General features: G+C 71.4%; 15 protein-coding genes, 1 tRNA gene and 1 rRNA gene. 4 read left to right on the top strand and 13 right to left on the bottom strand.

Annotation, left to right across the window (positions count from 1 at the left end):
• Window positions 1-305 precede the first annotated feature (305 nt).
• The 3 genes from ACIHAR_RS25225 (at window position 306) to ACIHAR_RS25215 (ending at window position 6,979) form a co-directional block, all read left to right on the top strand.
• Window positions 306-5,204, top strand: a complete 4,899-nt coding sequence (locus ACIHAR_RS25225) for an ATP-dependent helicase (RefSeq protein ID WP_400022004.1) — start codon at window positions 306-308, stop codon at window positions 5,202-5,204.
• A gap of 129 nt (window positions 5,205-5,333) precedes the next feature.
• Window positions 5,334-6,182: a DNA-formamidopyrimidine glycosylase family protein gene (locus ACIHAR_RS25220; RefSeq protein ID WP_400022002.1), complete on the top strand. Its 849-nt coding sequence runs from the start codon at window positions 5,334-5,336 to the stop codon at window positions 6,180-6,182.
• 32 nt (window positions 6,183-6,214) lie between these two features.
• A complete protein-coding gene (locus ACIHAR_RS25215) occupies window positions 6,215-6,979 on the top strand; it encodes an SDR family NAD(P)-dependent oxidoreductase (protein WP_400022000.1) in 765 nt (254 codons plus the stop codon).
• Between the two features lie 25 nt (window positions 6,980-7,004).
• On the opposite strand, the gene ACIHAR_RS25210 is transcribed toward ACIHAR_RS25215, so the two are convergent.
• From ACIHAR_RS25210 to ACIHAR_RS25165, 10 genes are all read right to left on the bottom strand, one after another.
• Window positions 7,005-7,283 (bottom strand): hypothetical protein, encoded by a 279-nt coding sequence (locus ACIHAR_RS25210; RefSeq protein WP_400021997.1) that lies wholly within the window; start codon window positions 7,281-7,283, stop codon window positions 7,005-7,007.
• A 127-nt stretch (window positions 7,284-7,410) separates the two neighbouring features.
• On the bottom strand, window positions 7,411-7,881 hold the full coding sequence (locus tag ACIHAR_RS25205) for a Dps family protein (RefSeq protein ID WP_400021995.1): 471 nt from the start codon (window positions 7,879-7,881) through the stop codon (window positions 7,411-7,413).
• Between the two features lie 426 nt (window positions 7,882-8,307).
• The gene (locus ACIHAR_RS25200; protein ID WP_167997591.1) at window positions 8,308-8,688 is read right to left on the bottom strand and encodes a helix-turn-helix domain-containing protein; all 381 of its coding nucleotides are present in this window, start codon (window positions 8,686-8,688) and stop codon (window positions 8,308-8,310) included.
• Between the two features lie 109 nt (window positions 8,689-8,797).
• Entirely contained in the window at window positions 8,798-9,343 is a 546-nt protein-coding gene (locus ACIHAR_RS25195; RefSeq protein WP_400021992.1) for a CinA family protein, read from the bottom strand.
• Window positions 9,340-10,071, bottom strand: a complete 732-nt coding sequence (gene pgsA, locus ACIHAR_RS25190) for a CDP-diacylglycerol--glycerol-3-phosphate 3-phosphatidyltransferase (protein ID WP_365459023.1) — start codon at window positions 10,069-10,071, stop codon at window positions 9,340-9,342. The genes ACIHAR_RS25195 and pgsA overlap by 4 nt, the downstream gene beginning before the upstream one ends.
• Window positions 10,068-11,537, bottom strand: a complete 1,470-nt coding sequence (rimO, locus tag ACIHAR_RS25185) for a 30S ribosomal protein S12 methylthiotransferase RimO (protein ID WP_365459026.1) — start codon at window positions 11,535-11,537, stop codon at window positions 10,068-10,070. The genes pgsA and rimO overlap by 4 nt, the downstream gene beginning before the upstream one ends.
• A gap of 250 nt (window positions 11,538-11,787) precedes the next feature.
• On the bottom strand, window positions 11,788-12,621 hold the full coding sequence (locus ACIHAR_RS25180; RefSeq protein ID WP_384656744.1) for a helix-turn-helix domain-containing protein: 834 nt from the start codon (window positions 12,619-12,621) through the stop codon (window positions 11,788-11,790).
• Window positions 12,622-12,879: 258 nt separating this feature from the next.
• Complete coding sequence (locus ACIHAR_RS25175) at window positions 12,880-15,600, bottom strand: DNA translocase FtsK (protein WP_365459032.1); 2,721 nt, start codon at window positions 15,598-15,600, stop codon at window positions 12,880-12,882.
• A gap of 228 nt (window positions 15,601-15,828) precedes the next feature.
• The gene (locus tag ACIHAR_RS25170) at window positions 15,829-16,518 is read right to left on the bottom strand and encodes a response regulator (protein WP_365459035.1); all 690 of its coding nucleotides are present in this window, start codon (window positions 16,516-16,518) and stop codon (window positions 15,829-15,831) included.
• Window positions 16,519-16,762: 244 nt separating this feature from the next.
• Window positions 16,763-22,234, bottom strand: a complete 5,472-nt coding sequence (locus ACIHAR_RS25165; RefSeq protein ID WP_365459038.1) for a HAMP domain-containing protein — start codon at window positions 22,232-22,234, stop codon at window positions 16,763-16,765.
• A gap of 328 nt (window positions 22,235-22,562) precedes the next feature.
• Between ACIHAR_RS25165 and ACIHAR_RS25160 the strand changes: the two genes are divergently transcribed.
• Window positions 22,563-25,301 (top strand): SpoIIE family protein phosphatase, encoded by a 2,739-nt coding sequence (locus ACIHAR_RS25160; RefSeq protein ID WP_400021987.1) that lies wholly within the window; start codon window positions 22,563-22,565, stop codon window positions 25,299-25,301.
• Window positions 25,302-25,354: 53 nt separating this feature from the next.
• Here ACIHAR_RS25160 and ACIHAR_RS25155 read toward each other — a convergent pair.
• The 3 genes from ACIHAR_RS25155 to rrf all read right to left on the bottom strand — a co-directional run.
• Window positions 25,355-25,427, bottom strand: a tRNA-Thr gene (locus ACIHAR_RS25155).
• Window positions 25,428-25,502: 75 nt separating this feature from the next.
• Complete coding sequence (locus tag ACIHAR_RS25150) at window positions 25,503-26,165, bottom strand: DegT/DnrJ/EryC1/StrS family aminotransferase (RefSeq protein WP_400022137.1); 663 nt, start codon at window positions 26,163-26,165, stop codon at window positions 25,503-25,505.
• Between the two features lie 114 nt (window positions 26,166-26,279).
• Window positions 26,280-26,371 (bottom strand): 5S ribosomal RNA (gene rrf, locus ACIHAR_RS25145); the annotation flags it as partial.

The following is a 26,371-nucleotide window of genomic DNA, read 5'->3' as shown; positions in this document are numbered from 1 at the left end:
CAGCGGCGACACAGGCCGACACACCGCGCCGCGCTCCTGCCCGCCGCACCACACAACAGCCCCAGCCCAGCCCCAGCACGCGCCGACCCCCGGCCCACGGCCCGCACCGCGCCGTAGCCCCGCCCACACCGCACCCCAGCGCCCGCCCCAGCCCGCTCGAACCCACGACCCCCGGCCCACGGCCCGCACCGCCCCGCACCCCAGCCCACCGCCCGCACCGAACCACATCGCACAGGCACCGCACCGCCCGCCATGGCTTCCCGCAGGTCAGCGCCATTGTCAGACCGGGGGTGCACGATGGACGCATGGTCAGCAACACGCACCGAGCCCTGGACGGCTTCTCCCCCGCGACCCGCGGCTGGTTCACGGGGGCGTTCTCCGCGCCCACCGCGGCCCAGGCGGGCGCGTGGCAGGCCCTCCGTGAGGGCTCGGACGTGCTGGTGGTGGCCCCGACCGGCTCCGGCAAGACACTGGCCGCGTTCCTCGCCGCCCTGGACCAGCTGGCCTCCACCCCCTCGCCGGCCGACCCGAAGAAGCGCTGCCGCGTCCTGTACGTCTCCCCGCTCAAGGCCCTGGCCGTCGACGTGGAGCGCAACCTCCGCAGCCCCCTGACCGGCATCCGCCAGGAAGCCGTACGCCTGGGTCTGCCCGAGCCCGAGGTCAAGGTCGGCATCCGCTCCGGCGACACCCCCGCCGCCGAGCGCCGCGCCCTCTCCACCCGCCCCCCGGACATCCTGATCACCACCCCGGAATCGCTGTTCCTGATGCTGACGTCGGCCACCCGCGACGCCCTGACCGGCATCGACACGGTGATCCTGGACGAGGTGCACGCCGTGGCCGGCACCAAGCGCGGCGCCCACCTGGCCCTCTCCCTGGAGCGCCTGGACGAACTTTTGCCGAAGCCCGCCCGCCGCATCGGCCTCTCGGCGACCGTCCGCCCGGTCGACGAGGTGGCCCGCTACCTCTCCCCGCGCCGCAAGGTGGAGATCGTCCAGCCCGAGTCCGGGAAGGAGTTCGACCTCTCGGTCGTCGTCCCGGTCGAGGACCTGGGCGAGCTGGGCGGCTCCCCGGTCGCGGACGGCAGCGAGGGAGCGGAGCGCCCGTCGATCTGGCCGCACGTCGAGGAACGGATCACCGATCTGGTCCAGGCACACCGCTCCACGATCGTCTTCGCCAACTCACGCCGGCTCGCGGAGCGCCTCTGCAACCGCCTCAACGAGATCGCCTACGAGCGGGCCACCGGCGAGTCGCTCGACGAGCACCACGCCCCGGCCGAACTCATGGGCGGCTCGGGCGCGGCCCAGGGCGCGCCGGCCGTCATCGCGCGCGCCCATCACGGTTCGGTCTCCAAGGAGCAGCGCGCGCTGGTGGAGGAGGACCTCAAGGCAGGGCGGCTCCCCGCCGTCGTGGCCACCTCCAGTCTGGAACTGGGCATCGACATGGGCGCGGTCGACCTCGTCGTCCAGGTCGAGTCGCCGCCCTCCGTGGCCTCGGGCCTCCAGCGCGTGGGCCGCGCGGGTCACCAGGTCGGAGCCGTCTCCACCGGCGTGGTCTTCCCGAAGTACCGCGGCGACCTGGTCCAGGCGGCGGTGGTCACCGAGCGCATGCGCGTCGGCGCCATCGAGTCCCTCAGGGTCCCGGCGAACCCCCTGGACGTGCTCGCCCAGCAAGTGGTCGCCATGACGGCGATGGACACCTGGCAGTTCGACGACCTGCTCGCCGCGGTCCGCCGCGCGGCGCCCTTCGCCTCACTGCCCGAATCCGCCTTCACGGCCGTCCTGGACATGCTCGCCGGCCGCTATCCCTCCGACGCCTTCGCCGAACTCCGCCCGCGCGTGGTGTGGGACCGCGTCGCCGGCACGGTCACCGGCCGCCCCGGGGCGCAGCGCCTCGCCGTGACCTCCGGGGGCACGATTCCCGACCGCGGCCTGTTCGGCGTCTTCCTCGCGGGCTCCGATCCCAAGAAGGGCGGCGGCCGGGTCGGCGAGCTCGACGAGGAGATGGTCTACGAGTCCCGCGTCGGTGACGTCTTCACCCTGGGCACGAGCTCCTGGCGCATCGAGGACATCACCCGCGACCGTGTGCTGGTCTCCCCCGCCCCCGGTGTCCCCGGCCGCCTCCCGTTCTGGAAGGGCGACCAGCTGGGCCGCCCGCTGGAGCTGGGCCGCGCGGTGGGCGCCTTCCTGCGCGAGGTCGGCTCCCTGCCCAAGGACGACGCCCGCCTGCGCCTGCTCACCGCCGGCCTGGACGCCTGGGCGGCGGACAATGTGCTCTCCTACCTGCACGAACAGCGCCAGGCCTGCGGCCACGTCCCCGACGACCGCACGATCGTCGTCGAGCGGTTCCGTGACGAGCTCGGCGACTGGCGGGTCGTCGTGCATTCCCCCTTCGGCGCCCAGGTCCACGCCCCCTGGGCCCTCGCCCTGGGCGCCAAGCTCTCCGAGCGGTACGGCATGGACGCCCAGGTCATGCACGCCGACGACGGCATCGTGCTGCGCCTTCCCGACGCCGATCTCATGGGCCTGGAGCTGCTCGACCAGGAGCCGATGCGGGCCGGCACGCAGTACGACGCCGAGCAGGCCCCCGTCGGCGCGGCGGACGTCGTCTTCGACAAGGGCGAGGTCGACCAGATCGTCACCGACCAGGTCGGCGGCTCCGCCCTGTTCGCGTCGCGTTTCCGCGAATGCGCCGCCCGCGCGCTGCTGCTGCCGCGCCGCAACCCGGGCAAGCGCACCCCCCTGTGGCAGCAGCGCCAGCGCGCCGCCCAACTGCTCCAGGTGGCGAGCGAGTTCGGCTCGTTCCCGATCGTCCTGGAGGCGGTCCGCGAGTGCCTCCAGGACGTCTTCGACGTCCCGGGGCTCGTCGAGCTGATGGGCGACCTGGAGTCCCGCAAGGTGCGCCTGGTGGAGGTCACCACCCCGGAGCCGTCCCCGTTCGCACGCTCCCTCCTGTTCGGCTACGTCGCCCAGTTCCTGTACGAGGGCGACTCCCCGCTCGCCGAGCGCCGCGCGGCCGCCCTCTCCCTGGACTCGCGGCTGCTGGCCGAGCTGCTCGGCCAGGCGGAGCTGCGGGAACTGCTCGACGCCGAGGTGCTCACCGAGCTGGAGCGGGAGCTGCAGTGGCTGACCGAGGACCGGCGGGTGAAGGACGTCGAAGGCGTCGCGGACGTGCTGCGCCTGCTCGGCCCGCTCACCGACGCCGAGCTGGCCGAGCGCGGCGCGGAGCCCCACTGGGCCCAGGAGCTGGCCGCCGCCCGCCGCGCCATCCGGGTCCGTGTCGCCGGCGCCGACCACTGGGCGGCGATCGAGGACGCGGGCCGCCTGCGCGACGCCCTCGGCACCGCACTCCCCGTCGGGGTCCCCGAGGCGTTCACCGAGCCGGTGAAGGACCCCCTGGGTGATCTCCTCGCCCGCTACGCCCGCACCCACGGCCCCTTCACCTCGGCGACCGCCGCCGCCCGCTTCGGCCTGGGCGTCGCGGTCACCGAGGGCGCCCTCCAGCGGCTCGCGGCGGGCGGCCGTGTCGTCCAGGGCGAGTTCCACCCGGCCGGCATCGGCCAGGAGTGGTGCGACGCGACCGTCCTGCGCAGGCTGCGCCGCCGCTCCCTGGCGGCCCTGCGGCACGAGCTCGAACCCGTGCCGCCCGCGGCGCTCGCCCAGTTCCTGCCCCAGTGGCAGCACATCGGCAAGGGGCACGCCCTGCGCGGCATCGACGGGCTGATCCGCGCGGTCGAGCAGCTCCAAGGCGCGTCCGTCCCCGCCTCCGCCCTGGAGAAACTCGTCCTGCCGTCCCGCGTCACTGACTACTCCCCTGCGATGCTCGACGAGCTCACCGCCGCCGGGGAGGTGGTGTGGGCCGGAGCCGGCGCCCTGCCAGGCAAGGACGGCTGGGTCTCCCTGTACCTCGCGGACGCGGCCCCCCTCCTCCTGCCCCCTCCCCACCCTCTGGAACTGACCGCACTTCACCAGTCCGTCCTGGACGCCCTCTCGGGCGGATACGGTCTGTTCTTCCGTCAGATCGCCGACCAGGTCCGTGCCACCACCCACCCGGACGCCACCGACCCCCAACTCGCCGACGCGCTGTGGGACCTGGCATGGTCCGGACGCCTCACCAACGACACGCTGGCGCCGATGCGCTCCCTGCTGGGCTCGGGCCGCACCGCCGGCTCCACGGCCCACCGCGCCAAGCGCGCCGTCCCTCGCGGCCGCTACGGCTCGCTGACGGCCGCCGCCCGCTCCGCCTCCCGCAGCGGCCCGCCGACCGTAGCCGGCCGCTGGTCCCTCCTTCCGGCCCACGAACCCGATACCACCGTCCGCGCCCACGCCCTCGCCCGCACCCTGCTGGACCGGCACGGGGTGGTGACCCGGGGCGCGGTCTCGGCGGAGGGCGTCGAGGGCGGCTTCTCGGCGACGTACCGGATCCTGTCCGTCTTCGAGGAGAGCGGCCAGGCCCGGCGCGGCTACGTCGTGGAGGGTCTCGGCGCCGCGCAGTTCGCGATGGACGGGGCGGTGGATCGCGTCCGCGCGGTGGCCAATGCCCGCGACCGCGAGGAGACGCTCCCCGGCCCGCGGGAGGAGGCCTCCCCCGACGGCTTCACCTTCCCCGACACCTCCCCGTCCGACGATCTCGGCTGGGACGTCCCCGGCCTGGACGCGTCCTTCGACCTCCCGGCGTCACCGGCCGCGCCGGGCGACTACGTCTCCCCCCGCGCCCTCGCCTCCCCCGGCGCCGGCGGCCCCCGCGGCGGTAACGGCTTCCCGTACGCCTCCGGATTCGCGGACCGCCGACGCCGTACGCCCTCGCCCGCGTCCCGGGCCGTGGTCCTCGCCGCGGCCGATCCCGCGAACGCGTACGGCGCCGCCCTGTCCTGGCCCGAGCCACCCACCGGCGCCGGACACAAGCCGGGCCGCAAGGCCGGCTCCCTGGTGGTCCTCGTGGACGGCGAGCTGACCCTCTACATGGAGCGCGGCGGGAAGACCCTGCTGGCCTGGCCCTCCACCCCCGACGGCGAACACGCCCCCGTCGACGACCCCCGCCTGCACGCCGCGGCGGAGGCCCTCGCCGCAGCGGCCCGCGCGGGCTCCCTCGGCACCGTCACGGTGGAACGCGTCAACGGCACCTCGGCCCTGACCTCCCCCCTGGGCACCCTCCTGGAAGGCGCGGGCTTCATCGCGACGCCCCGAGGCCTGCGGCTGCGCGCATGACCACCCACCCGCCCAGCGCCCTGCCGACCCACCGCACGCCACGGCCCGGCCACTCCTCTCGGCCACACGACCCACCGCGCCACTCCACGCCCGGTCCGCACCCCCCGGACGTCATGCCACCCTTGACCCATGCCCGAAGGTGACACGGTCTGGCAGGCCGCGAGGCGGCTGCACACCGCCCTCGCGGGCAAGGTGCTGACGCGCTCCGACCTGCGGGTGCCGAAGTACGCCCTCACCGACCTCACCGGCCGCACCGTTCTGGACGTCACCCCGCGCGGCAAACACCTCCTCACCCGCATCGAGGGCGGCCTGACGCTCCACTCCCACCTGCGGATGGACGGCTCCTGGAAGGTGTTCGCGAACGACGAGCGCTGGACCGGCGGCCCCGCCCACCAGATCCGGGCCGTCCTCGGCGCCCACGACCGCACCGCCGTCGGCTACCGCCTCCCCGTCCTCGAACTCCTGCACACCGCGGACGAAGAGCGAGTGGTCGGCCACCTCGGCCCCGACCTGCTCGGCCCCGACTGGGACCCCGAGCGGGCCCTCGCCAACCTCCTCGCGGACCCCGCCCGCCCCCTCGGCGAGGCCCTCCTCGACCAGCGCAACCTCGCGGGCATCGGCAACGTCTACAAGTGCGAGCTCTGCTTCCTCCTCGGCGCCACTCCCTGGCTTCCCGTCGGCGCGCTCCCCGCCGACCGCGCGGCGAAACTGCCCGCCCTCGCGAAGAAGCTCCTGGAGGTCAACCGCGACCGGCCCATCCGCACCACGACGGGTGGCCGCGGCCGCGGCCCGGACCTCTTCGTCTACGGCCGCGCACCCCGCCCCTGCCTGCGGTGCGGCACCTCCGTCCGCGCGGCGGACCAGGGCGACGGCTCACGCGACCGCCCGACGTACTGGTGCCCGGCCTGCCAGACGGGCCCCGCCCCGCCCCCGGGCTCCGCGCCCACGCGCCGCGTCCGCCCCCACCCCACCGATTGACGGGCCGTCAGAAACCTCCGTACCGTCGGCTCATGGCCGTGAAGGCGTACGACCTCACCGGACGCGCCGCGTTCGTCACCGGCGCGGCGAGCGGCATAGGCCGCGCCTGCGCCGTCCTGCTGGCCGACGCCGGCGCCACCGTGCACGGCGCGGACCGCGACACTCAGGGACTCCACGAGACCGCGACCTTGATCAAGGACCGGGGCGGCACGGCCCACACCCACCCCCTCGACGTCACCGACCGCGCCCAGGTGCGTCAGGCGATGGAGTCCTGTGAGCGCCTGGACGTGATGGCGGCCGTCGCCGGGATCATGCACAGCAGCCCTGTGCTGGAGACCAGCGAAGAGGACCTCGACCGGGTCCTCGACGTCAACTTCAAAGGAGTGCTCTACGCCTGCCAGGAAGCGGCCCGCCTGATGCTCGCCCGCTCCACCCGGGGCAGCCTCGTCACCATGGCCTCCGGCGCCGTGGACACCGGTGCCCCCGGCCTCCTCTGCTACGGCGTCGCCAAGGCGGCCGTGGTCCAGCTGACCAGGACGCTGGCGACCGAGCTCGGCCCGCACGGCATCCGCGTCAACGCCGTCGCCCCCGGCTGGATCCGCACACCCATGACCGACCGCCACGACGCCGGCGCACAGGCGCACACCGAGGCGCTCATGTCGCGCATGTCACCGCTGGGCAGGGTCGGCGAGCCGGAGGACGTCGCCCACGCGGTACTACACCTGGCCTCGGACGCGTCCTCGTTCACGACGGGCCAGATCCTCCGCCCGAACGGCGGCGTGGCCATGCCCTGGTGAGCACCGCCCCGCACCCCTCCGCCCTTCACCGCCCCCGCCGGGCAGCCTCTTCCTCCCAGGCACCGTCCGCCCGCCGACCAGCCTCCCCCCGCCAGGCAGCCACCCACCGTCCTTCACCGACCGCCCCCACCGCCCGCGCCTTGGCCACACAGTGCACCGGCAGCAGGCTCAGCCCCCATCCCCCGACGGCGATGGTCCCCTCCAGCACCCCGGCGTCGGGCACCACCGCCAGCCGTACCGCGGCCCACCACCACAGCGCCCCGAGCCCCAGCGCGACCCCCCGGCGAGCTGCCGGACCCGCCACGGCCGTCACCACCAGCCCACGCCGAGACCACCACCCGTCCCACCCGGGGGCACGCTGGAGGGCCGCACGCACCGCCGGGAGGACGCGCGACAGGCGCGACGGCCACGTATCAGCGGCTCCCCAGGCCTCACACGTTCTCCCCCTGGAACATCCAGTGATGTTTCTCCAGCGCAGCGGTGATCTGAATGAATGTGTCCTGAGTCACGGGATCCGCGTCACCGGTAGCCGCCACCCGTTCCCTCATTCGGGTGATCAACGCGCTCAGCGACGCCACCAGCGTCCGCACCGCCTCCGTGTCCTCGGCCCAGCCCCGCGCCACGGTGTCTAAGCCGCTCCCGGCGGCCACCGTCGCCGCACGCCCGTCCGGCGGGTCACCCGGTGCCGAGGCTCGCTCCGCCACGGTGTCGGAGTGCGTGCGCGCGGTGTCCACCACCTCGTCGGGCTGGAGGTGGACGGTCCGGAAGCGGGGCCCGACGACGTTCCAGTGGACCTGCTTGGCCACCAGCGAGAGGTCGATCAGGTCGACCAGCGCCCCTTGGATGGCCTCGGAGACGGTCTTCTGATCGACGTCGGACAGCGGGCTCTTCACGGCGTGCATCCGTACCTCCGGGTCGGCGGTCAGCCGTCGTGCCCCTCCACGATGACCGCCGCACCGGACCCCGGCAAACCGACCCGAACCGCCTGACCACGGCCCCGCACCCCACCCCGCACCGCACCCCAACCCCGCACCGCACACCCGCCCACTCCGCCACGAACGGCTCCAAAGCTCTCCAACCGCCTCCGGACGGCTCCGGAACTCTCCGGGGCGACCCAGAGAGCCCTCCGGTGGTCCACGGGCGGCTCCGGAGCTCTCCGAACGCCTCCGGACGGCAAAAACCCCGACCGCACTCCTCCGGTTCTCCCCGGAGAAGCCCCGGCCGGGGCCTCACACTCGCCGTACGCCTCACGCGCACGAGCGTGCTGTGCGCCTTACACGCCTGACCTTATGCACACCCATCGGCCGGCACACCGACCCTGGGGCACCTCACGCGGCGACCACGTCCACCGCCTCGGCGGGCGCCTTGATGGTCACCCGCTCCGGTGGCACACCGGTCACCGACACGGAACCCAGCATCGGACGAACCGGCGTGGGCACAGGCTCACTGGGGGTTGCAGCAGCCGACTGAGCCAGCTCGGCGAGGGCGAGCTCGTCGCTCACTTCCCGCATGAGCTCGGACATCCGTACGTCCAGCGCGTCGCAGATGGCGGCGAGCAGCTCGGAGGAAGCCTCCTTCTGCCCCCGCTCCACCTCGGAGAGATAGCCGAGTGAGACTCGGGCGGACGAGGAGACTTCGCGCAGAGTACGGCCCTGGCGCTGGCGCTGCCGACGCAGCACGTCACCCAGCAGGCGACGGAGCAGAATCATCGGTGGCTCCCTCCTCGGACCGCGTAGCCGCATCCTTCTCGCCCCACCGTACCGCCTAGCGCTGCGGCCGTGCGGGGAGCGATGTCGTGTTCACTCAGGGCTGCAAACATCAAAACCCCCCGTTCTGTTCCGTATCCTGTGCCCGCTCATTCCCGGTCTGTTCGCCCGCAAGCTCCTTCAAAAGCACTGCGAGTACGCTCCGTACACTCTCTCTACGAATTTCCGCGCGGTCGCCGTTCAACCGCAGGGCCTCCACTTTTCCGCCAGAGGCGGAACCGGAGTCCGTCGCGAACGGCCCGTCCACGGCCACGAAGACCGTCCCGACGGGCTGTCCGTCCTGGGGGTCGGGGCCCGCGACACCGGTCGTTGCGATGCCCCAGTCGGCACCGAGCGCCTTGCGCACGCCGACCGCCATCTGGGCCGCGACCTGCGGGTCCACGGCGCCCCGAGTAGCCAGCAGGCCCGGATCGACACCGAGCAGTTCCTGCTTCAGTCCGGTCGCGTAAGCCGTGACCGCACCGCGGAAGGCTTTGGACGCCCCGGGGACCGATGTGATCTCCGCCGCGACCAGCCCACCGGTGAGCGACTCGGCGACGGCGAGCGTCTCACCCCTCACGGTGAGTAGTCGCACCACGTCGGCGGCTGTGGACGTCACGCTCCGGTCTCCTCCGGCACGGCCTTGCGCTCGGCGATTCCCCGCCTGCGCAGCACAATGGCCTGTCTCACATAGTCGAGCCCGGTCACCACAGTCAGCACGACCGCGGCGGCCATCACCCAGAACCTCAGGGTGGCCAGCCACCCCGTCAGCGCCAGGATGTACATCCCGACGGCCACGCCCTGGGTGAGCGTCTTGAGTTTGCCGCCCCGGCTCGCCGGGATGACGCCGTACCGGATGACGATGAAACGCAGCAGCGTGATCCCGAGTTCCCGGCCGAGGATCACGGCCGTCACCCACCACGGCAGGTCGCCGAGCGCGGAGAGGCAGATGAGGGCCGCGCCCATGATCGCCTTGTCGGCGATGGGGTCGGCGATCTTCCCGAAGTCGGTGACGAGGTTGTACGTCCGCGCCAGGTGCCCGTCGAACAGGTCGGTGATCATGGCGACGGCGAAGGCCGCCCAGGCGAGCGAACGCCACGCCGGGTCGTAGCCGCCGTCCGCCAGCATCAGCGCGACGAAGCCGGGCACCAGGAGCAGCCGGAGCATCGTCAGCAGATTGGCGACGTTCCAGACGCTCGCCTGGTTGACGGCCGCGGCCGCCAGTTTGCCGCCCCGGGGAGCCTTGCCGACGCCCGGGGAGTCGTCGGGGGCAGACGCGCCCGACGCGGCCGTGGCACCCTTCGCCTGGGAGGAGCCGCCCGCGGCCGATGCCGGGACACCCGTCATCTGCCCGCCTCCTCACTACACCCGTTCGAGCCCGGCAGGGGCTCGGCCACCAGGTCGACGCCTTCCGTGCCGACCACCTTCGCTTCGACCATACGACCGACACTCAGACCTTCGCCCGACGTGAGCAGCACCTGGCCGTCCGTCTCCGGCGCCTGGTGCGCACCGCGGCCGTGGACGCCCTCGTCGTCCACCGACTCCACGAGCACGCGCACGGTCTCCCCGAGGCGCTCCTCGGCACGCTGCGAGACGAGCTCCTCCGCGAGCCGGGAGACCCGCGCGAGCCGCTCCGCGACGACGTCCTCGTCCAGCTTGTTCTCGTACGTCGCGGCCTCGGTGCCCTCCTCGTCGGAGTAGCCGAAGACGCCGATGGCGTCCAGCCGCGCGTGACTGAGGAACCGCTCCAGCTCGGCCAGGTCGGCCTCGGACTCGCCGGGGAAACCGACGATGAAGTTGGAGCGCACACCCGCCTCGGGCGCCTTGCTCCGGATGGTGTCGAGCAGTTCCAGGAAGCGGTCGGTGTCGCCGAAGCGGCGCATCGCGCGCAGCACGTCGGGCGCGGAGTGCTGGAAGGACAGATCGAAGTAGGGGGCGACCTTCGGGGTCGAGGTCAGCACGTCGATCAGGCCGGGCCGCATCTCGGCCGGCTGGAGGTAGCTGACGCGCACCCGCTCGATGCCGTCGACCTCGGCCAGCTCGGGCAGCAGCGACTCAAGGAGCCGGATGTCGCCGAGGTCCTTGCCGTAGGAGGTGTTGTTCTCGGAGACCAGCATGATCTCCTTGACGCCCTGCTCGGCCAGCCATCGCGTCTCGTTCAGCACGTCGCTCGGACGGCGGGAGATGAAGGAGCCGCGGAAGGACGGGATGGCGCAGAAGGTGCAGCGGCGGTCGCAGCCGGAGGCGAGCTTGACCGAGGCGACCGGGGCGCCGTCGAGGCGGCGGCGCAGGGGCGCTCGGGGGCCGGACGCGGGCGCGAGACCGTCCGGGAGGTCCGCCGGGCCGTGCCCGGGCAGCGCCACGTCGGCGGCCGACTGCTGCCGCTCCGCCGGGCTGATCGGCAGCAGCTTGCGCCGGTCGCGCGGGGTGTGGGACGCGTGGACGCCGCCGGACAGAATGGTCTGCAGGCGGTCGGAGATGTCGGCGTAGTCGTCGAAGCCGAGCACGCCGTCGGCCTCCGGGAGGGCCTCGGCGAGATCCTTGCCGTACCGCTCGGCCATGCAGCCCACCGCCACGACGGCCTGGGTTCTGCCGTGCCCCTTGAGGTCGTTGGCCTCCAGGAGGGCGTCCACCGAGTCCTTCTTGGCGGCGTCGACGAATCCACAGGTGTTGACGACGGCGACGTCCGCGTCCTGGGCGTCCTCCACGAGCTGCCAGCCGTCCGCCTCCAAACGGCCTGCGAGCTCCTCCGAGTCCACCTCGTTACGGGCGCAGCCAAGGGTGACGAGTGCGACGGTACGGCGTTCAGGCATGGGCTCAAGACTACTTTGTCTCACCGACAGCCCCGGTCGACGGGTTGGCGATCTTGCAGCCGACGGGGCCGACGGCCTTCGGCCGCAAAGGCGCCTTCCTGCCACAGAGGTGCACGGTCTCGCGCCGCAGAGGTGCGCGGCCTGTGCCACAGAGGCAGGGGTCGTGCCGCAGAGGTTCGCGCCCGTACGCCGACGGGGCCGGCGATCCTCGCCGACCCCGTCCGCCCGACGGCACGCCCCGCCGGTCCCGCTACCCGGCCTGCGGATCGCCCTTCGTGTACGTCAGCCGCTCCACGGCCCCCGGCTGCCAGTCGTCCTCGATCTTCTTGCCGTTGACGTAGAGCTGGATCGCGCCCGCGTCGCCGAGGACGAGGTTGATCTTCTCGCTGTCCTGGAAGGTCTCGGAGTCGCCCTGCTTGAGCAGCCCGTCGAAGAGCAGCCGGCCGTTGTGGTCCTTGGCCGAGATCCAGCTCTTGCCGTCGACGGCGCTGACCTGGACGGTCACCTTGTCCTGCGGCGCGGCGGCGATGGCGCTGTCGGAGGGCTCGGGCGTCTCGTCGACGGTCTTGTCGCTCTTCGGGGTGGGTGTGGCGGGCGCACTGGTGGTCGGGGTGGTGCCGTCCGCGACGTCCTGCGTCCCCTCGTCGCCGCCCTTGAACGCGGTGAAGCCGACGAAGCCGATCACGGCGACGATCGCGGCGACCATGGCAGCCGTCCAGTTCGGACCGCGCCGCTCGGGCCGGATGCGTTCCGCCTCGAACAGGGGTGCGGCCGGCGTCGGCGCCGGGCGGCCGCCGTGGGCGGCGTCGTACTGCTCGATCAGCGGGGCGGGGTCGAGGTGGACGGCCCTGGCCAGGGTCCGGATGTGCCCGCGCGCGTAGACGTCCCCGCCGCAGGGGGCGAAGTCGTCCGCCTCGATGGCGTGCACGATGGCGATACGGACTCGGGTGGCGGTACTGACATCGTCGACGGTCAACCCGGCCGCGATGCGCGCCTGCTGCAGGACGCGGCCGATGGAGGGGCGGGCTTCCTCGGAGACGTCTTCGAACGGACGCTCGTCTTCAGGGGAGTTGCCGATGGACACGGGGGCGCCTTTCGAGCGTGTAGCCACCTGTGCTGGAGGATCAGTCTAGGGGGGGTGCAAAAGGGAGGGGCAACCGGACGGTGGTGTCTGTACGCCATCGGAATGGACCGGACACTCCAATGACGGGACCGGCGCGCGTCCCAGGTTGGGACCCGCACCTGTCCTCTCGCTCAACTTGACGTATGCCGAAGGGAAACGGTTGCCCGCCGCTCTCTAACGGGTGAGTCACGGACGCCCGCCGTCCCCACGGAGAAACGCCTACCCTTCAGCCTCCCCGCGGATCACCGCGAGCACGCCGTCCAACTCGTCGGGTTTCACAAGAACGTCACGCGCTTTGGACCCCTCGCTCGGCCCGACGATGTTCCGCGACTCCATGAGGTCCATCAGCCGACCGGCCTTGGCGAAGCCGACACGGAGCTTGCGCTGGAGCATGGAGGTCGACCCGAATTGCGTGGACACCACCAGTTCCGCCGCCTGGCACAACAGGTCGAGGTCGTCGCCGATGTCCTCGTCGATCTCCTTCTTCTGCTTGGTGCCCACGGTGACGTCGTCCCGGAAGACGGGCGCCATCTGGTCCTTGCAGTGCTGGACGACAGCGGCGACCTCCGCCTCGGTCACGAACGCGCCCTGCATACGGGTCGGTTTGTTCGCTCCCATCGGAAGGAACAGTCCGTCACCCTTGCCGATCAGCTTCTCGGCACCGGGCTGGTCGAGGATGACCCTCGAGTCCGCCAGCGACGATGTGGCGAACGCCAGCCGCGAGGGCACGTTCGCCTTGATCAGACCGGTGACGACGTCGACGGACGGGCGCTGCGTGGCGAGCACCAGGTGGATGCCGGCCGCGCGCGCGAGCTGCGTGATCCGCACGATGGCGTCCTCGACGTCCCGCGGCGCCACCATCATCAGGTCGGCCAGCTCGTCGACGATCACCAGCAGGTACGGGTACGGCTGGAGCTCGCGCTCGCTGCCCTCGGGCGGCTTGACCTTGCCCTCGCGCACGGCTCGGTTGAAGTCGTCGATGTGCCGGTACCCGTACGCCGCCAGGTCGTCGTACCGGAGGTCCATCTCCCGGACGACCCACTGGAGCGCCTCGGCGGCCCGCTTGGGGTTGGTGATGATCGGCGTGATCAGGTGCGGGATGCCCTCGTAGGCGGTCAGCTCGACGCGCTTGGGGTCGACCAGGATCATCCGGACGTCCTCGGGGGTCGCCCGCATCATCACCGAGGTGATCAGGCAGTTGATGCACGACGACTTGCCGGAGCCGGTGGCGCCGGCGACCAGCATGTGCGGCATCTTCGCCAGCGAGTGCATGACGTACCCGCCCTCGACGTCCTTGCCGAAGGCGACCAGCATCGGGTCGTCGTCCTCCGCGGACTCCGCGAGACGGAGCACGTCGCCGAGGTTGACCATCTCCCGGTCGGTGTTGGGGATCTCGATGCCGACCGCCGACTTGCCGGGGATCGGGCTGATGATCCGCACGTCGGGGCTGGCGACGGCGTACGCGATGTTCTTCGTCAGCGCGGTGATCCGCTCGACCTTCACCGCGGGGCCGAGCTCGACCTCGTAGCGCGTGACCGTCGGACCGCGGGTGAAGCCGGTGACGGCGGCGTCCACCTTGAACTCGGTGAAGACGTTCGTCAGCGCGGCGACGACGGCGTCGTTGGCCGCGCTGCGCGCCTTGCCGGGGCCCCCGCGCGTGAGGAGGTCGAGGGAGGGCAGGGCGTAGGTGATGTCGCCGGAGAGCTGGAGCTGCTCGGCGCGGGGCGGCAGATCGCGGGGTTCCTCGGGGGCGGCCTTGGTCAGGTCGGGCACCGCCCCGGTCTTCGGCTTCTCCTGCTTGGGGCGCCCGGCCGGGGCCGGGACGGGCGTCGGCGTGGTGGGCTCGCGGTCGCCCACGCTGACGCCCTGCGTGAGGTCGGCGACGATCGGCGAGGGCGGCATGCCGTGCAGCACGGCTCCGTCGAGGTCCGCCGCCGCGGCGGCGGCGATGTCCACGGCGTCCATCTGCCGGTCCATCGCGGGCTGCGGCACCGCCGAGCGCCGGGGCCGGCCGCGCCGCTGCGAAAGGGCTTCCTGCTCGGCGGTGTCGGCGTCGTACGCCTGCGGGGCGCCCGAGCGCCGGCGGGGGCGCGCGGCCAGGCCCTCGCGCCACTGTTCGTCGTAGCGCGCGTCGTCGTCCGGAGCCCCCTCGTACGCGTCGGCCCCGGGATCGCGCAGCACGCCGAGGCGCACCCCGAGCTGCCGCAGCCGCTGCGGGACGGCGTTGACGGGCGTCGCCGTGACGACCAGCAGTCCGAAGATCGTGAGCAGCACGAGCAGCGGTACGGCGAGGACCTCGCCCATGGCGTAGGTCAGCGGGGTCGCCGCGCTCCAGCCGATGAGGCCGCCGGCGTCCCTTATCGCCTGCATGCCGTCGCTGCGGGCGGGCGAGCCGCACGCGATGTGGACCTGGCCGAGCACGCCGATGACGAGCGCGGACAGCCCGATCACGATGCGGCCGTTGGCCTCGGGCTTCTCGGGGTGCCGGATGAAACGCACGGCGATGACCGCGGCCAGGATCGGCACAAGCAGGTCGAGCCGGCCGAAGGAGCCGGTCACCAGGATCTCGACGAGGTCACCGACGGGGCCGCGCAGGTCGGCCCAGGTGCCCGCGGCGACGATCAGCGCGATGCCGAGCAGCAGCAGCGCGACACCGTCCTTGCGGTGAGCGGGGTCGAGGTTCTTGGCGCCGTTCCCTATGCCGCGGAACACCGCGCCCACGGCGTGGGCCAGGCCCAGCCAGACGGCGCGCACGAGGCGGTACACGCCCCCGGTGGGGCTGGGCGCCGGTTTGGGCACGGGCTTCTTGGCCGCGACCTTCTTGGCGGGCGCCTTCTTCGCCGCGGTCTTTTTCGCGGCGGCCTTCTTCGCCGGAACCTTCGCGGGAGCAGCAGCCTTCTTGGCGGGCTGCTTCTTGGCTGCGGAGGGACGTGAGGCCATAGGTGTGAGGTTACCGGGGGAGACACCGGTGGACACGCGTGCCCACTGCTTCACCCGTTCGTGTCGCCCTCCCGGAGGCGCGGAACTGACGTGCCCCCCGCGGCGGCTGACCCACGCTCATGTGTGGACGCCATGCGCACCGACCCGACCACGCCGCCGGCACCCATGACCGCCGCTCGCACGCCTGCGGCTGACGGCCGCTCACGCCCAACACCCCCACCGGACGCGTCAGTTCTGCGACGACACCGAGGCCGGGCCGCTTCCGGCGCCGGGCTCCAGCGCGTCCAGCGCCCGGCGCAGACCGGTGAGCTTGCGCTCCAGGTGCGCCGCCGTGGCCACCGCGGCCGCGTCCGCCGACTCGTCGTCGAGCTGCTTGGACAGCGCCTCCGCCTGCTCCTCGACGGCCGCCAGCCGCGCGGACAGTTCGGCGAGCAGCCCGGCCGACTCCTTGGCGCCGCCACCGGCCGCCGCCTTGCCGCCACCGCCCTCCAACTGCAGCCGCAGCAGGGCCGCCTGCTCACGGAGCTGGCAGTTCTTCATGTACAGCTCGACGAAGACCGAGACCTTCGCACGCAGCACCCACGGGTCGAACGGCTTGGAGATGTAGTCCACCGCACCCGCCGCGTACCCACGGAAGGTGTGGTGCGGGCCGTGGTTGATCGCGGTGAGGAAGATGATCGGGATGTCCCGCGTCCGCTCCCGCCGCTTGATGTGGGCGGCCGTCTCGAAACCGTCCATTCCCGGCATCTGGACGTCCAGCAGAATGACCGCGAAGTCGTCCGTCAGCAGTGCTTTGAGCGCCTCTTCCCCGGACGATGCCCGCACCAGCGTCTGATCGAGCGCCGAGAGGATCGCCTCCAGCGCCAGCAGATTCTCCGGCCGGTCATCGACCAGGAGGATCTTGGCCTTCTGCACCATGGCCCGCCCTCCTCGCCCCGGCAGTGCACCGGGCGCCGCCCCTGGGGACGACTCCTTTGCGCCGCCCTTCCTTGTGCCGGTCATGGTAGCCGCACCCCGACCTTCGCCACACCCTGTCACCGTGATGTCACTGTGCACGTAGCAGGAACGTGGCATGAGACCAGAAGGTTCCCCGGATCCCGCCTCGATACACGGCCACGACCACCCTGAGTCAGCAACTTCCCGCGTCCTGGGATGGTTCCCGTCACTCCTCCCGCATCCACTGCTCCATCACCGCCAGCAGGTGATCCGGATCGACCGGCTTGGTCACGTAGTCGGAGGCGCCCGACTCGATCGCCTTCTCCCGGTCGCCCTTCATCGCCTTCGCGGTCAGCGCGATGATCGGCAGCCCGGAGAACTGCGGCATCCGGCGGATCGCCGTCGTCGTCGCGTACCCGTCCATCTCGGGCATCATGATGTCCATCAGGACGACCGCCACGTCGTCGTGCTGCTCCAGCACCTCGATGCCCTCACGGCCGTTCTCCGCGTACAGCACCGACAGCCCGTGCTGCTCCAGGACGCTGGTCAACGCGAACACGTTACGGATGTCGTCGTCGACGATGAGCACCTTCTCGCCGCCGAACCGGAAGCCCCGCTGCCGCGCGGCCGCCTCGTGCCCCACGGGCGCCCACTGCTCCGGATGCCCGACCTGCGGCTCCCCACCGGCCACCGAGCGGCGCCGGCGCCGGAAGAGCGCGGCCGCGCCGTTCTGCGTCTCCTGGTACGACTTCACCTCGGCGGGCGTCTCGATCTCCACGTCGGACAGCTCCGACAGTTCGCGCGCGGCGTTCTCGGACGCCACCAGGTCACCGGCCTCCAGCGCGGGCACCAGCTGCTGGTAGCCCTGCGGCGGCAGCTCACTGGGGTGCAGCGGCAGGTACAGCGTGAACGTCGAGCCACGCCCCGGCTCGCTCTGCGCGTGGATCTCACCGCCGAGCAGCTGTGCGATCTCCCGCGAGATGGACAGCCCCAGGCCCGTACCGCCGTACTTGCGGCTGGTGGTGCCGTCCGCCTGCTTGAACGCCTCGAAGATCACCCGCATCTTGCTGGCCGCGATCCCGATGCCGGTGTCGGTCACGGAGAACGCGATCAGCGGAGCGTCCGCGTCGCTCAGCGAACCCGCCTCCAGCAACTGCTCCCGGATCGCCACCGGCACATCCGCCCCGGCGGGCCGGATCACCAGCTCCACCGAGCCGGAGTCGGTGAACTTCACCGCGTTGGACAGCAGGTTGCGCAGCACCTGCAGCAGCCGCTGTTCGTCGGTGTGCAGGGTCGCGGGCAGCTCCGGCGAGACCCGCACCGACAGGTCGAGGCCCTTCTCCGCGGTCAGCGGCCGGAAGGTGGCCTCCACGTAGTCCACGAGCTGGACGAGCGCGATGCGCGTCGGGGAGACGTCCATCTTGCCCGCCTCGACCTTCGACAGGTCGAGGATGTCGTTGATCAGCTGGAGCAGGTCCGACCCGGCGCCGTGGATGGTCTCGGCGAACTCGACCTGCTTCGGGGAGAGGTTGCCCTCCGCGTTGTCGGCGAGCAGCTTGGCCAGGATCAGCAGCGAGTTGAGCGGCGTCCGCAGCTCGTGCGACATGTTGGCGAGGAACTCGCTCTTGTAGCGCATCGACACCGCGAGCTGCTCGGCGCGCTCCTCCAGGACCTGCCGCGCCTCCTCGATCTCGGTGTTCTTCACCTCGATGTCGCGGTTCTGCCGGGCCAGCAGCTCGGCCTTCTCCTCCAGCTCCGCGTTGGACGCCTGGAGGGCCTTCTGCCGCTGCTCCAGCTCGGCCGACCGCTCCCGCAGTTGCTCGGTCAGCTCCTGCGACTGCTTCAGCAGCTGCTCCGTCTTGGTGTTGACGGAGATCGTGTTGACGCTGGTCGCGATCATCTCGGCCAGCTGGTTCAGGAAGTCCTTCTGGATCTGTGTGAACGGCGTGAAGGACGCCAGCTCGATCACGCCGAGCACCTTGCCCTCGAACAGCACCGGCAGCACGATCACCTGCGCGGGCGGCGCCTCGCCGAGCCCGGACGAGATCTTCAGGTAACCGCTCGGGGCGTTCGAGACGAGGATCGTTCGCTTCTCCTCCGCGGCCGTCCCGACGAGCGCCTCACCCGGCCGGAACGACGTCGGCATGGACCCCATCGAGTAGCCGTACGAGCCCAGCATCCGCAGCTCGTACTGGTCGCCCTGCTCGCTCGCCCCGTCCGCCGGCGGCATCGCCAGGAAGAACGCGCCGTGCTGCGCGGCCACCAGCGGCGGCAGCTCGCTCATGATCAGCGAGGCCACGTCCTCCAGGTCCCGCCGGCCCTGCATCAGCGCGGACACGCGCGCGAGGTTGCCCTTGAGCCAGTCCTGCTCCTTGTTTGCGATCGTGGTGTCGCGCAGGTTGGCGATCATCTTGTTGATGTAGTCCTGGAGTTCCTGGATCTCCCCGGACGCGTCCACGTCGATCTTCAGGTTCAGGTCGCCCCGGGTCACCGCGGTCGCCACGCGCGCGATGGCACGCACCTGCCGGGTGAGGTTCCCGGCCATCTCGTTCACCGACTCGGTGAGGTCGCGCCACGTGCCGTCGACGTCCCGCACGCGTGCCTGCCCTCCGAGCTGCCCCTCGGTACCCACCTCGCGGGCGACCCGGGTGACCTCCTCGGCGAAGGACGACAGCTGGTCGACCATCGTGTTGATGGTCGTCTTCAGCTCGAGGATCTCCCCGCGCGCGTCGATGTCGATCTTCTTCGTCAGGTCGCCCTTGGCGATGGCCGTCGTGACCATGGCGATGTTGCGCACCTGGCCGGTCAGGTTGGACGCCATCTGGTTCACCGACTCGGTGAGGTCCTTCCACGTACCCGCCACACCCGGCACGTGCGCCTGACCGCCCAGGATCCCGTCCGTACCCACCTCACGGGCCACCTTGGTGACCTGGTCGGCGAACGAACTCAGCGTCTTCACCATCGTGTTGAAGGTGTCCGCGAGCTGCGCGACCTCGCCGCGCGCCTCGATCGTCACCGTCCGCGTCAGGTCTCCGTTGGCCACGGCAGCGGCAACCTGGGAGATGTTCCGCACCTGAACGGTGAGGTTCTTCGCCATCAGGTTGACGTTGTCGCTCAGGTCCTTCCAGATGCCCACCACGCCGGGCACGTGCGCCTGGCCGCCCAGGATGCCCTCGGTGCCCACCTCGCGGGCCACGCGGGTCACCTGCTCGGCGAAGGACGACAGCTGGTCCACCATCGTGTTGACCGTCGTGACGAGCTCGAGGATCTCGCCCTTGGCGTCGACGGTGATCTTCTTCGACAGGTCGCCCTTGGCGACCGCGGTGGTGACCTCGGCGATGTTGCGGACCTGGATGGTCAGGTTGTTCGCCATGAAGTTCACGGACTGCGTGAGGTCCTTCCAGGTGCCCGAGACACCCTGCACCTCGGCCTGACCACCGAGGATGCCCTCCGTACCCACCTCACGGGCCACACGCGTGACCTCCTGGGCGAACGACGACAGCTGGTCCACCATCGTGTTCAGCGTGTTCTTCAGCTCCAGGATCTCCCCGCGCGCGTCCACGGTGATCTTCTGGGACAGGTCACCGCGGGCCACGGCGGTGGCCACCTGCGCGATGTTGCGCACCTGGGCGGTGAGGTTGCCGGCCATGCCGTTCACCGAGTCCGTCAGGTCCCGCCACACACCCGCGACACCGGGCACCTGCGCCTGCCCGCCCAGCCGCCCGTCGGTACCCACCTCGCGCGCGACCCGGGTCACCTGGTCGGCGAAGGCGGAGAGCTGGTCGACCATCGTGTTGATGGTGTTCTTCAGCTCGAGGATCTCCCCGCGCGCGTCGACGTCGATCTTCTGCGACAGGTCACCCCGGGCGACCGCCGTCGTCACCTGGGCGATCTGCCTCACCTGGGAGGTGAGGTTGCCGGCCATGAAGTTGACGGAGTCGGTCAGTTCCTTCCACGTACCCGACACGCCGTCCACGCGCGCCTGACCGCCCAGCCGCCCTTCCGTACCCACGTCCCGGGCCATCCGCGTGACCTGGTCGGCGAAGGACGACAGCTGGTCCACCATCGTGTTCACGGTGTTCTTCAGCTGCGCCATCTCGCCGGACACGTCGACGGTGACCTTCTGCGACAGGTCACCGTTGGCCACGGCCGTGGTGACCTGGGCGATGTTCCTCACCTGTCCGGTGAGATTCCGGAACGCCGTGTTGACGGAGTCCGTCAGGTCCTTCCACGTCCCCGCCGCGCCGGACACCTGCGCCTGGCCGCCCAGTTCACCCTCGACACCGATCTCCCGCGCCACCCGCGTGACCTCGGCGCCGAACGCCGACAGCTGGTCCACCATCCCGTTGACGGTGTTCTTCAGCTCCAGCATCTCGCCGGCCACGTCCACCGTGACCTTCTGCGACAGATCACCGTTGGCCACCGCCGTCGTCACCGCCGCGATGTCCCGCACCTGGGTGGTGAGGTTCCGGAACACGGTGTTGACGGAGTCCGTCAGGTCCTTCCACGTCCCCGCCGCGCCCGGCACGTTCGCCTGACCGCCCAGCCGTCCCTCGCCACCGACCTCGTTGGCCACCCGCGTGACCTCGTCCGCGAAGATCCGCAGCGTCTCGGTCATCTGGTTGATCGTCTCGGCGAGCTGCGCGACCTCACCGCGCGCCGGCACGGTCACCTTCCGCGACAGATCACCGTTGGCGACCGCGGTCATCACCTCGGAGACCCCGCGCACCTGAGCCGTGAGGTTCCCGGCCATGGTGTTCACAGAATCGGTGAGTTCTTTCCACACACCGTCGACGCCGGAGACCTGCGCCTGGCCGCCCAGGATGCCCTCCGTGCCCACCTCGCGGGCCACACGCGTCACCTCGGACGAGAAGGCGGAGAGCTGGTCGACCATCGTGTTGACGGTGTTCTTCAGCTCCAGCATCTCGCCCTCGACGTGGACGGTGACCTTGCGCGACAGGTCGCCCTTGGCCACCGCGGTCGTCACCAGCGCGATGTCCCGCACCTGGGCCGTCAGCCGCTCCGCCATCGTGTTGACGGACTCCGTGAGGTCCTTCCACGAACCCGACATACCGCGCACCTGGGCCTGACCGCCCAGCTTGCCCTCGGTGCCCACCTCGCTGGCCACGCGCGTGACCTCGTCCGTGAACGTCGACAGCTGGTCGACGAGGTTGTTCACCGTGCGGCCGACCTTCAGGAACTCCCCGCGCAGCGGATGCCCGGTCCCCTCCGGCGTGTGCGTGCGCAGCTCCATGCGCGGCGACAGGTCGCCCTCAGCGACGGCCGACAGCACCCGCCCGACCTCGGACACCGGCCGCACGAGGTCGTCCACCAGCGCGTTCGAGTTGTCGATGGCGGTCGCCCAGGACCCCTCGCAGGCCCCCGTCTCCAGCCGTTCCGTGAGCTTTCCCTCACGCCCGACCATGCGCCGCACCCTCGACAGCTCACCCGTCAGGTGGAGATTCCGGTCGGCGACCTCGTTGAAGACCGCCGCGATCTCCGACATCACGCCGTCCCCGGACACCGTGAGCCGCTTGCGGAAGTTGCCGTCCCGCATGGACACCAGGGCGGCCAGCAGACGGTTGAGAGCCGCCGTGTCCACGGTGGTGGTCCCTCCCCGGGGGGTGCGCTGCCTGTTCAGGGACTGTCCGCCTTTCGCGCGCGCCTTCGTGCTCCGCGTCGCTGCGCCAGACTCCACTTGGTCCCTCCCGCAGGGGTCGTCCGTCCTACTGCCCGATGAAACCAGGCAGGCCCAAGGGGCTGCTGCCCTCCGTACACAGAAGACACCCAGTCTGCCCGACCTTCACAAGAAGGCTGCCCAGTGTTTCACTCTCGCCGAACCAGGCCATAACAGTTCGGCAGCACGCACACACGGTCCGCACACACCGGGGGCGGAAAGACCGCTGACCGGCATCCGCACGGACGGGGAAGGTAAGTAACCTTGCATGCGGCTGTCCAGCCGCACCGGTCCGTCCGGTCTGGGCGGTGGCACAAGCACGAGCGGGCATCGGAGGGCGGCCGCACACATGACCACCGGACTGATCCCGGGGGGACAGCCCCCGGAACCCCGGCCCGCGGGCACGCTGCCGCAGCAGCGGCGCGAGCAGGACGGCCGGGGAGCCCTGCACGTCGACAACCGGCCGAGGAGTTCTGTGATCACCGCGCGCGCGGCCGCCAGCTTCGAGCCCGTCGGGCGATCGGTCGCGACCGCCCGCTCCTTCGTCCGCGACACCCTCCAGGGCTGGGGGTTCGCCGACATCGTCGACGACGCCGTCGTCCTCACCAGCGAACTGGTGACCAACGCCGTCGTCCACGCGGGCACCCACGCCGACGTCCTGTGCCTGCGCACCGACGACGGCGTACGCATCGAGGTCGCCGACCGCTATCCCGAGCGCGAGATCCCCCTCCAGGGCTCCCCGGCCTCCATGGGCAGCCCGGACCGCGAGGGCGGCCGCGGCCTCCAGCTGTGCGCGGCGATCGCCGGCCGCTGGGGCGTCGACTACACGCCCACGCACAAGAACGTCTGGTTCCAGCTCGCCCTCCCCGAGCGCCCGGTCGGCACCCGGACGGCCGGCCCGTCCCTCCCCGCCAACCTGCTTCCGCTCGCCGACGGCCGTGTCCGCGTCGCCGTGGTCCAGATCGACCCCACGGGCGCCATCTCCGCCTGGAACGAGGACGCCGAGGATCTCTTCGGCTACCCGGCCGACCAGGTCACCGGAAAACCCCTCACCGACCTCGCCGCCTGGCCGCACACCCCCGGCACCAGCACCGGCATCGCCGAGGCGCTCCAACTCTCCCGCTGGGAGGGCAGTTACGGCATCCGCGGCGCGAACGGCCGCGTGACCCCCGTGTACGCCTCCCACCTCCGCGTCCGCGACACCGACGGCGACCCCTCCACGGTCTGCCTGCTCGTCCGCGACCACGAACGCGCGGTCCTGCAGACGCCGTCGCGCGTCCCGGCCTCCGACGCGGCTCCCACGGCGGACGGCCAGAGCGCCGACCCCTTCGAGGTGTTCATCGGCTCGCCCGCTCCGGACGACCTCGAGGGCCTCCTCCAGCGCACGGTGGAACGCGCCCGCGACATGCTCGACGCCGACTCCGCGTTCCTCCTGCTCGCCACCGACGACGAAACGGAGCTGGAGGTCCGCGCCTCCACCGGTCTGCCGTCGGCGCGCCAGCGCTTCGCACGCGTCCCCGTCGAGGCGGGCCCCGGCCGTTACGGCTCGGCCCGCATGCCGGCCGTCCACGAGGACCTCCTCGCCGTCCCCGGCGCCGTCCCCCTGCTGAACGGCACCGGCATGCGCTCGGTGGTCACGGTCCCGCTGAAGGTCGAGGGCCGCCTCACCGGCTCCCTCGGCGTCGCGGCCGAGGCGCCCGGAAGGTACTCCAACGAGGAAGCGCTGCGCCTGCAGTTCGCCGCCGACCGCATCGCGCTGGCCGTCGAGTCGGCCCGTCTGGGCGAGCTGGAACGGCTGCGCCGAGGCTCCCTCAGCTTCCTCGTCGAGGCCTCCGACCTCCTCGCCGGCACCCTGGACCGGGACCAGACCCTCGCCCTCATGGCCCAGATGACGGTCCCGACACTGGCCACCTGGTGCGCGGTCTACACGATCGCCGACCAGGCCTCCGACCCGTACCTGTCCTACGTCCTGCACGAGGACGAGGAACTCATCGACGGCATCAAGTCGTTGCTCTCGAAGATCGCGCCGCCCGACCCGGTCCCCACCCCGGGCGCCCGCGTCTGGTCGGCCCCCGGCGAGGCGGCCCACGAGGCGGCTCTGCGCAGCTCCATGCGCAGCCTCGGTCTGTCCGGCGGCCCCACCCACCAGGTGACGTCGGGCATCGGCCCCACCCTGGCCACGGCCTCCGCGGTGGGCGGCGAGACCGTCGTCCTCCCGCTGGTCGCCCGCAACCGCGTCATCGGCATGCTCACCCTGGGCAAGCCCACCGACGAGCACTTCCGCCAGGAGATCCTGGAACTGGCCGAGGACTTGAGCCGCCGAGCCGCCCTCGCCCTGGACAACGCCCGCCTGTACTCGGAGCGCACGGCCATCAGCCAGTCCCTCCAGCGCAGCCTCCTGCCCCCGGAACTCCCCGACATCGACGGCGTCGAGGTCGAGGTCATCTATCGCGCGGCCGGCGAGGGCAACGAGGTCGGCGGCGACTTCTACGACCTCTTCCCGATCAGCGACGGCGCCTACGGCTTCGCCATCGGCGACGTCTGCGGCACGGGTCCCAACGCGGCAGCGGTGACGGGCCTCGCCCGCCACGCCCTGAGGCTGCTGGCGCGCGAGGGCCTCAGCGGCCCGGCGGTCCTGGAGCGCCTGAACTCCGCGATCCTCGACGAGGGAGCCCGCAGCCGCTTCCTGACCCTCCTCTACGGCGAGTTGCGCCCGCAGGAGGACGGCAGCGCGGAACTGAAGGTGGTCTGCGCAGGCCACCCCCTCCCCCTGCGTCTGCGTCAGGACGGCACGGTCGAGGCGGCCGCCGAACCCCAGCCGCTCCTCGGCGTCATGGAGGATCTGGAGCTCTACGAGCAGACGGTCATCCTCGACCCGGGTGACGTCCTGCTGTGCGTCACGGACGGCGTCACGGAGCGCCGCGAGGGCACCCGCATGCTGGGCGACGACGGCCTCGCCGACGTCCTCACGACCTGCACGGGCCTGACGGCCGGCGCGGTCGCGGCCCGCATCATGCGCGCGGTGGAACGCTTCGCGTCGGACGCCCCGTCCGACGACATGGCGATCCTGGCGATGCGCGTGGCCTGACGGGAGGCACAAAGAAAATCCCCCCGCCCATCAGGGCGGGGGGATTTTTTCTGAGCCCCCAAACGGAATCGAACCGTTGACCTTCTCCTTACCATGGAGACGCTCTGCCGACTGAGCTATAGGGGCCTGTCACTTTTCGAGGTTTCCCTCGCGGCAACGGAATAGATCATACCCCGAACGAAGCCGTACTCCCAAACTCGTTCAGGTGGCAGGTTGGAGCAGTCCCCCAAGTGCGTTGCAGGCAGACACCATGCGTTGCAAGTCCCGCTTCGTCAGCGACGCGTCGACCGGCAGCGCGAGCGTCTCGTCGGCTGCCAGCTCGGTCTGTGGCAGCGAAACACAGCGCCGGAACTCGGGCATCCGATGCAGCGGAGTCCTCACCGGCACCCGGCACTCGATTCCCCTCCCCCGCAGTGCCCGTGCGAACGCGTCGCGGTCGGGCCGCCCGTTCCCCGGCACCCGCACGACGTACTGCTGGTAGGTGTGCCCGTCCCCACCGTCGGGCGTCCGCACCCCCCGCAACCTCGCGTCAAGATAGGTGGCCCGTTCCCTCCGCTGCGCGACCTCGTCGTACGGCGCCTCCGTCTCGCCCTGCTGCAGAACCAGTAGCCCGTGCCGCTCCCCCACCTCGTGCAACCGAGCGACATTCGCCGGCCGCCCGAACCGGTGCACGACAACAACGGCCACAGTCCGCGGAGTTACGGCGCCCTCGACCGCGACCGCATCGAGGCAGTAGGTCACGGGATCCACGTCGGCGAACACAGGAAGGGCGCCGACCTGGGCCACCGCCTCGGCCACTTCGACATTCCCGAAGGCCGGCACGACGACCTCGTCCCCGACTCCGACGCCTGCGGCCCTGAGCATTGCTGCAGTACCCATGCCTTGGATGCTGGGAGCGGAACCTGAACTCCAAGTGACGAAAAACAAAAAAGGGTTGGACCCCGAACCGAAGTTCAGGGCCCAACCCTTTCAATGATTGTTCGGCGGCGTCCTACTCTCCCACAGGGTCCCCCCTGCAGTACCATCGGCGCTGTAAGGCTTAGCTTCCGGGTTCGGAATGTAACCGGGCG

It is taken from the genome of Streptomyces sp. NPDC052016 (assembly GCF_044548445.1).
Taxonomy (GTDB): Bacteria; Actinomycetota; Actinomycetes; order Streptomycetales; family Streptomycetaceae; genus Streptomyces.
Note: the sequence above shows the minus strand (reverse complement) of the source record. Positions and strands in the feature narration are given on the sequence as shown.

Excerpts from the sequence above, each read along its gene's own strand:
- ACIHAR_RS25150 (WP_400022137.1), bottom strand. The coding sequence starts at position 26,165 with ATGCTCAGGGCCGCAGGCGTCGGAGTCGGGGACGAGGTCGTCGTGCCG.
- ACIHAR_RS25170 (WP_365459035.1), bottom strand. The coding sequence starts at position 16,518 with ATGGTGCAGAAGGCCAAGATCCTCCTGGTCGATGACCGGCCGGAGAAT.
- ACIHAR_RS25220 (WP_400022002.1), top strand. The coding sequence starts at position 5,334 with ATGCCCGAAGGTGACACGGTCTGGCAGGCCGCGAGGCGGCTGCACACC.
- ACIHAR_RS25215 (WP_400022000.1), top strand. The coding sequence starts at position 6,215 with ATGGCCGTGAAGGCGTACGACCTCACCGGACGCGCCGCGTTCGTCACC.
- ACIHAR_RS25175 (WP_365459032.1), bottom strand. The coding sequence starts at position 15,600 with ATGGCCTCACGTCCCTCCGCAGCCAAGAAGCAGCCCGCCAAGAAGGCT.
- ACIHAR_RS25200 (WP_167997591.1), bottom strand. The coding sequence starts at position 8,688 with ATGATTCTGCTCCGTCGCCTGCTGGGTGACGTGCTGCGTCGGCAGCGC.
- ACIHAR_RS25205 (WP_400021995.1), bottom strand. The coding sequence starts at position 7,881 with ATGCACGCCGTGAAGAGCCCGCTGTCCGACGTCGATCAGAAGACCGTC.
- ACIHAR_RS25225 (WP_400022004.1), top strand. The coding sequence starts at position 306 with ATGGTCAGCAACACGCACCGAGCCCTGGACGGCTTCTCCCCCGCGACC.
- pgsA (WP_365459023.1), bottom strand. The coding sequence starts at position 10,071 with ATGACGGGTGTCCCGGCATCGGCCGCGGGCGGCTCCTCCCAGGCGAAG.
- ACIHAR_RS25160 (WP_400021987.1), top strand. The coding sequence starts at position 22,563 with ATGACCACCGGACTGATCCCGGGGGGACAGCCCCCGGAACCCCGGCCC.
- rimO (WP_365459026.1), bottom strand. The coding sequence starts at position 11,537 with ATGCCTGAACGCCGTACCGTCGCACTCGTCACCCTTGGCTGCGCCCGT.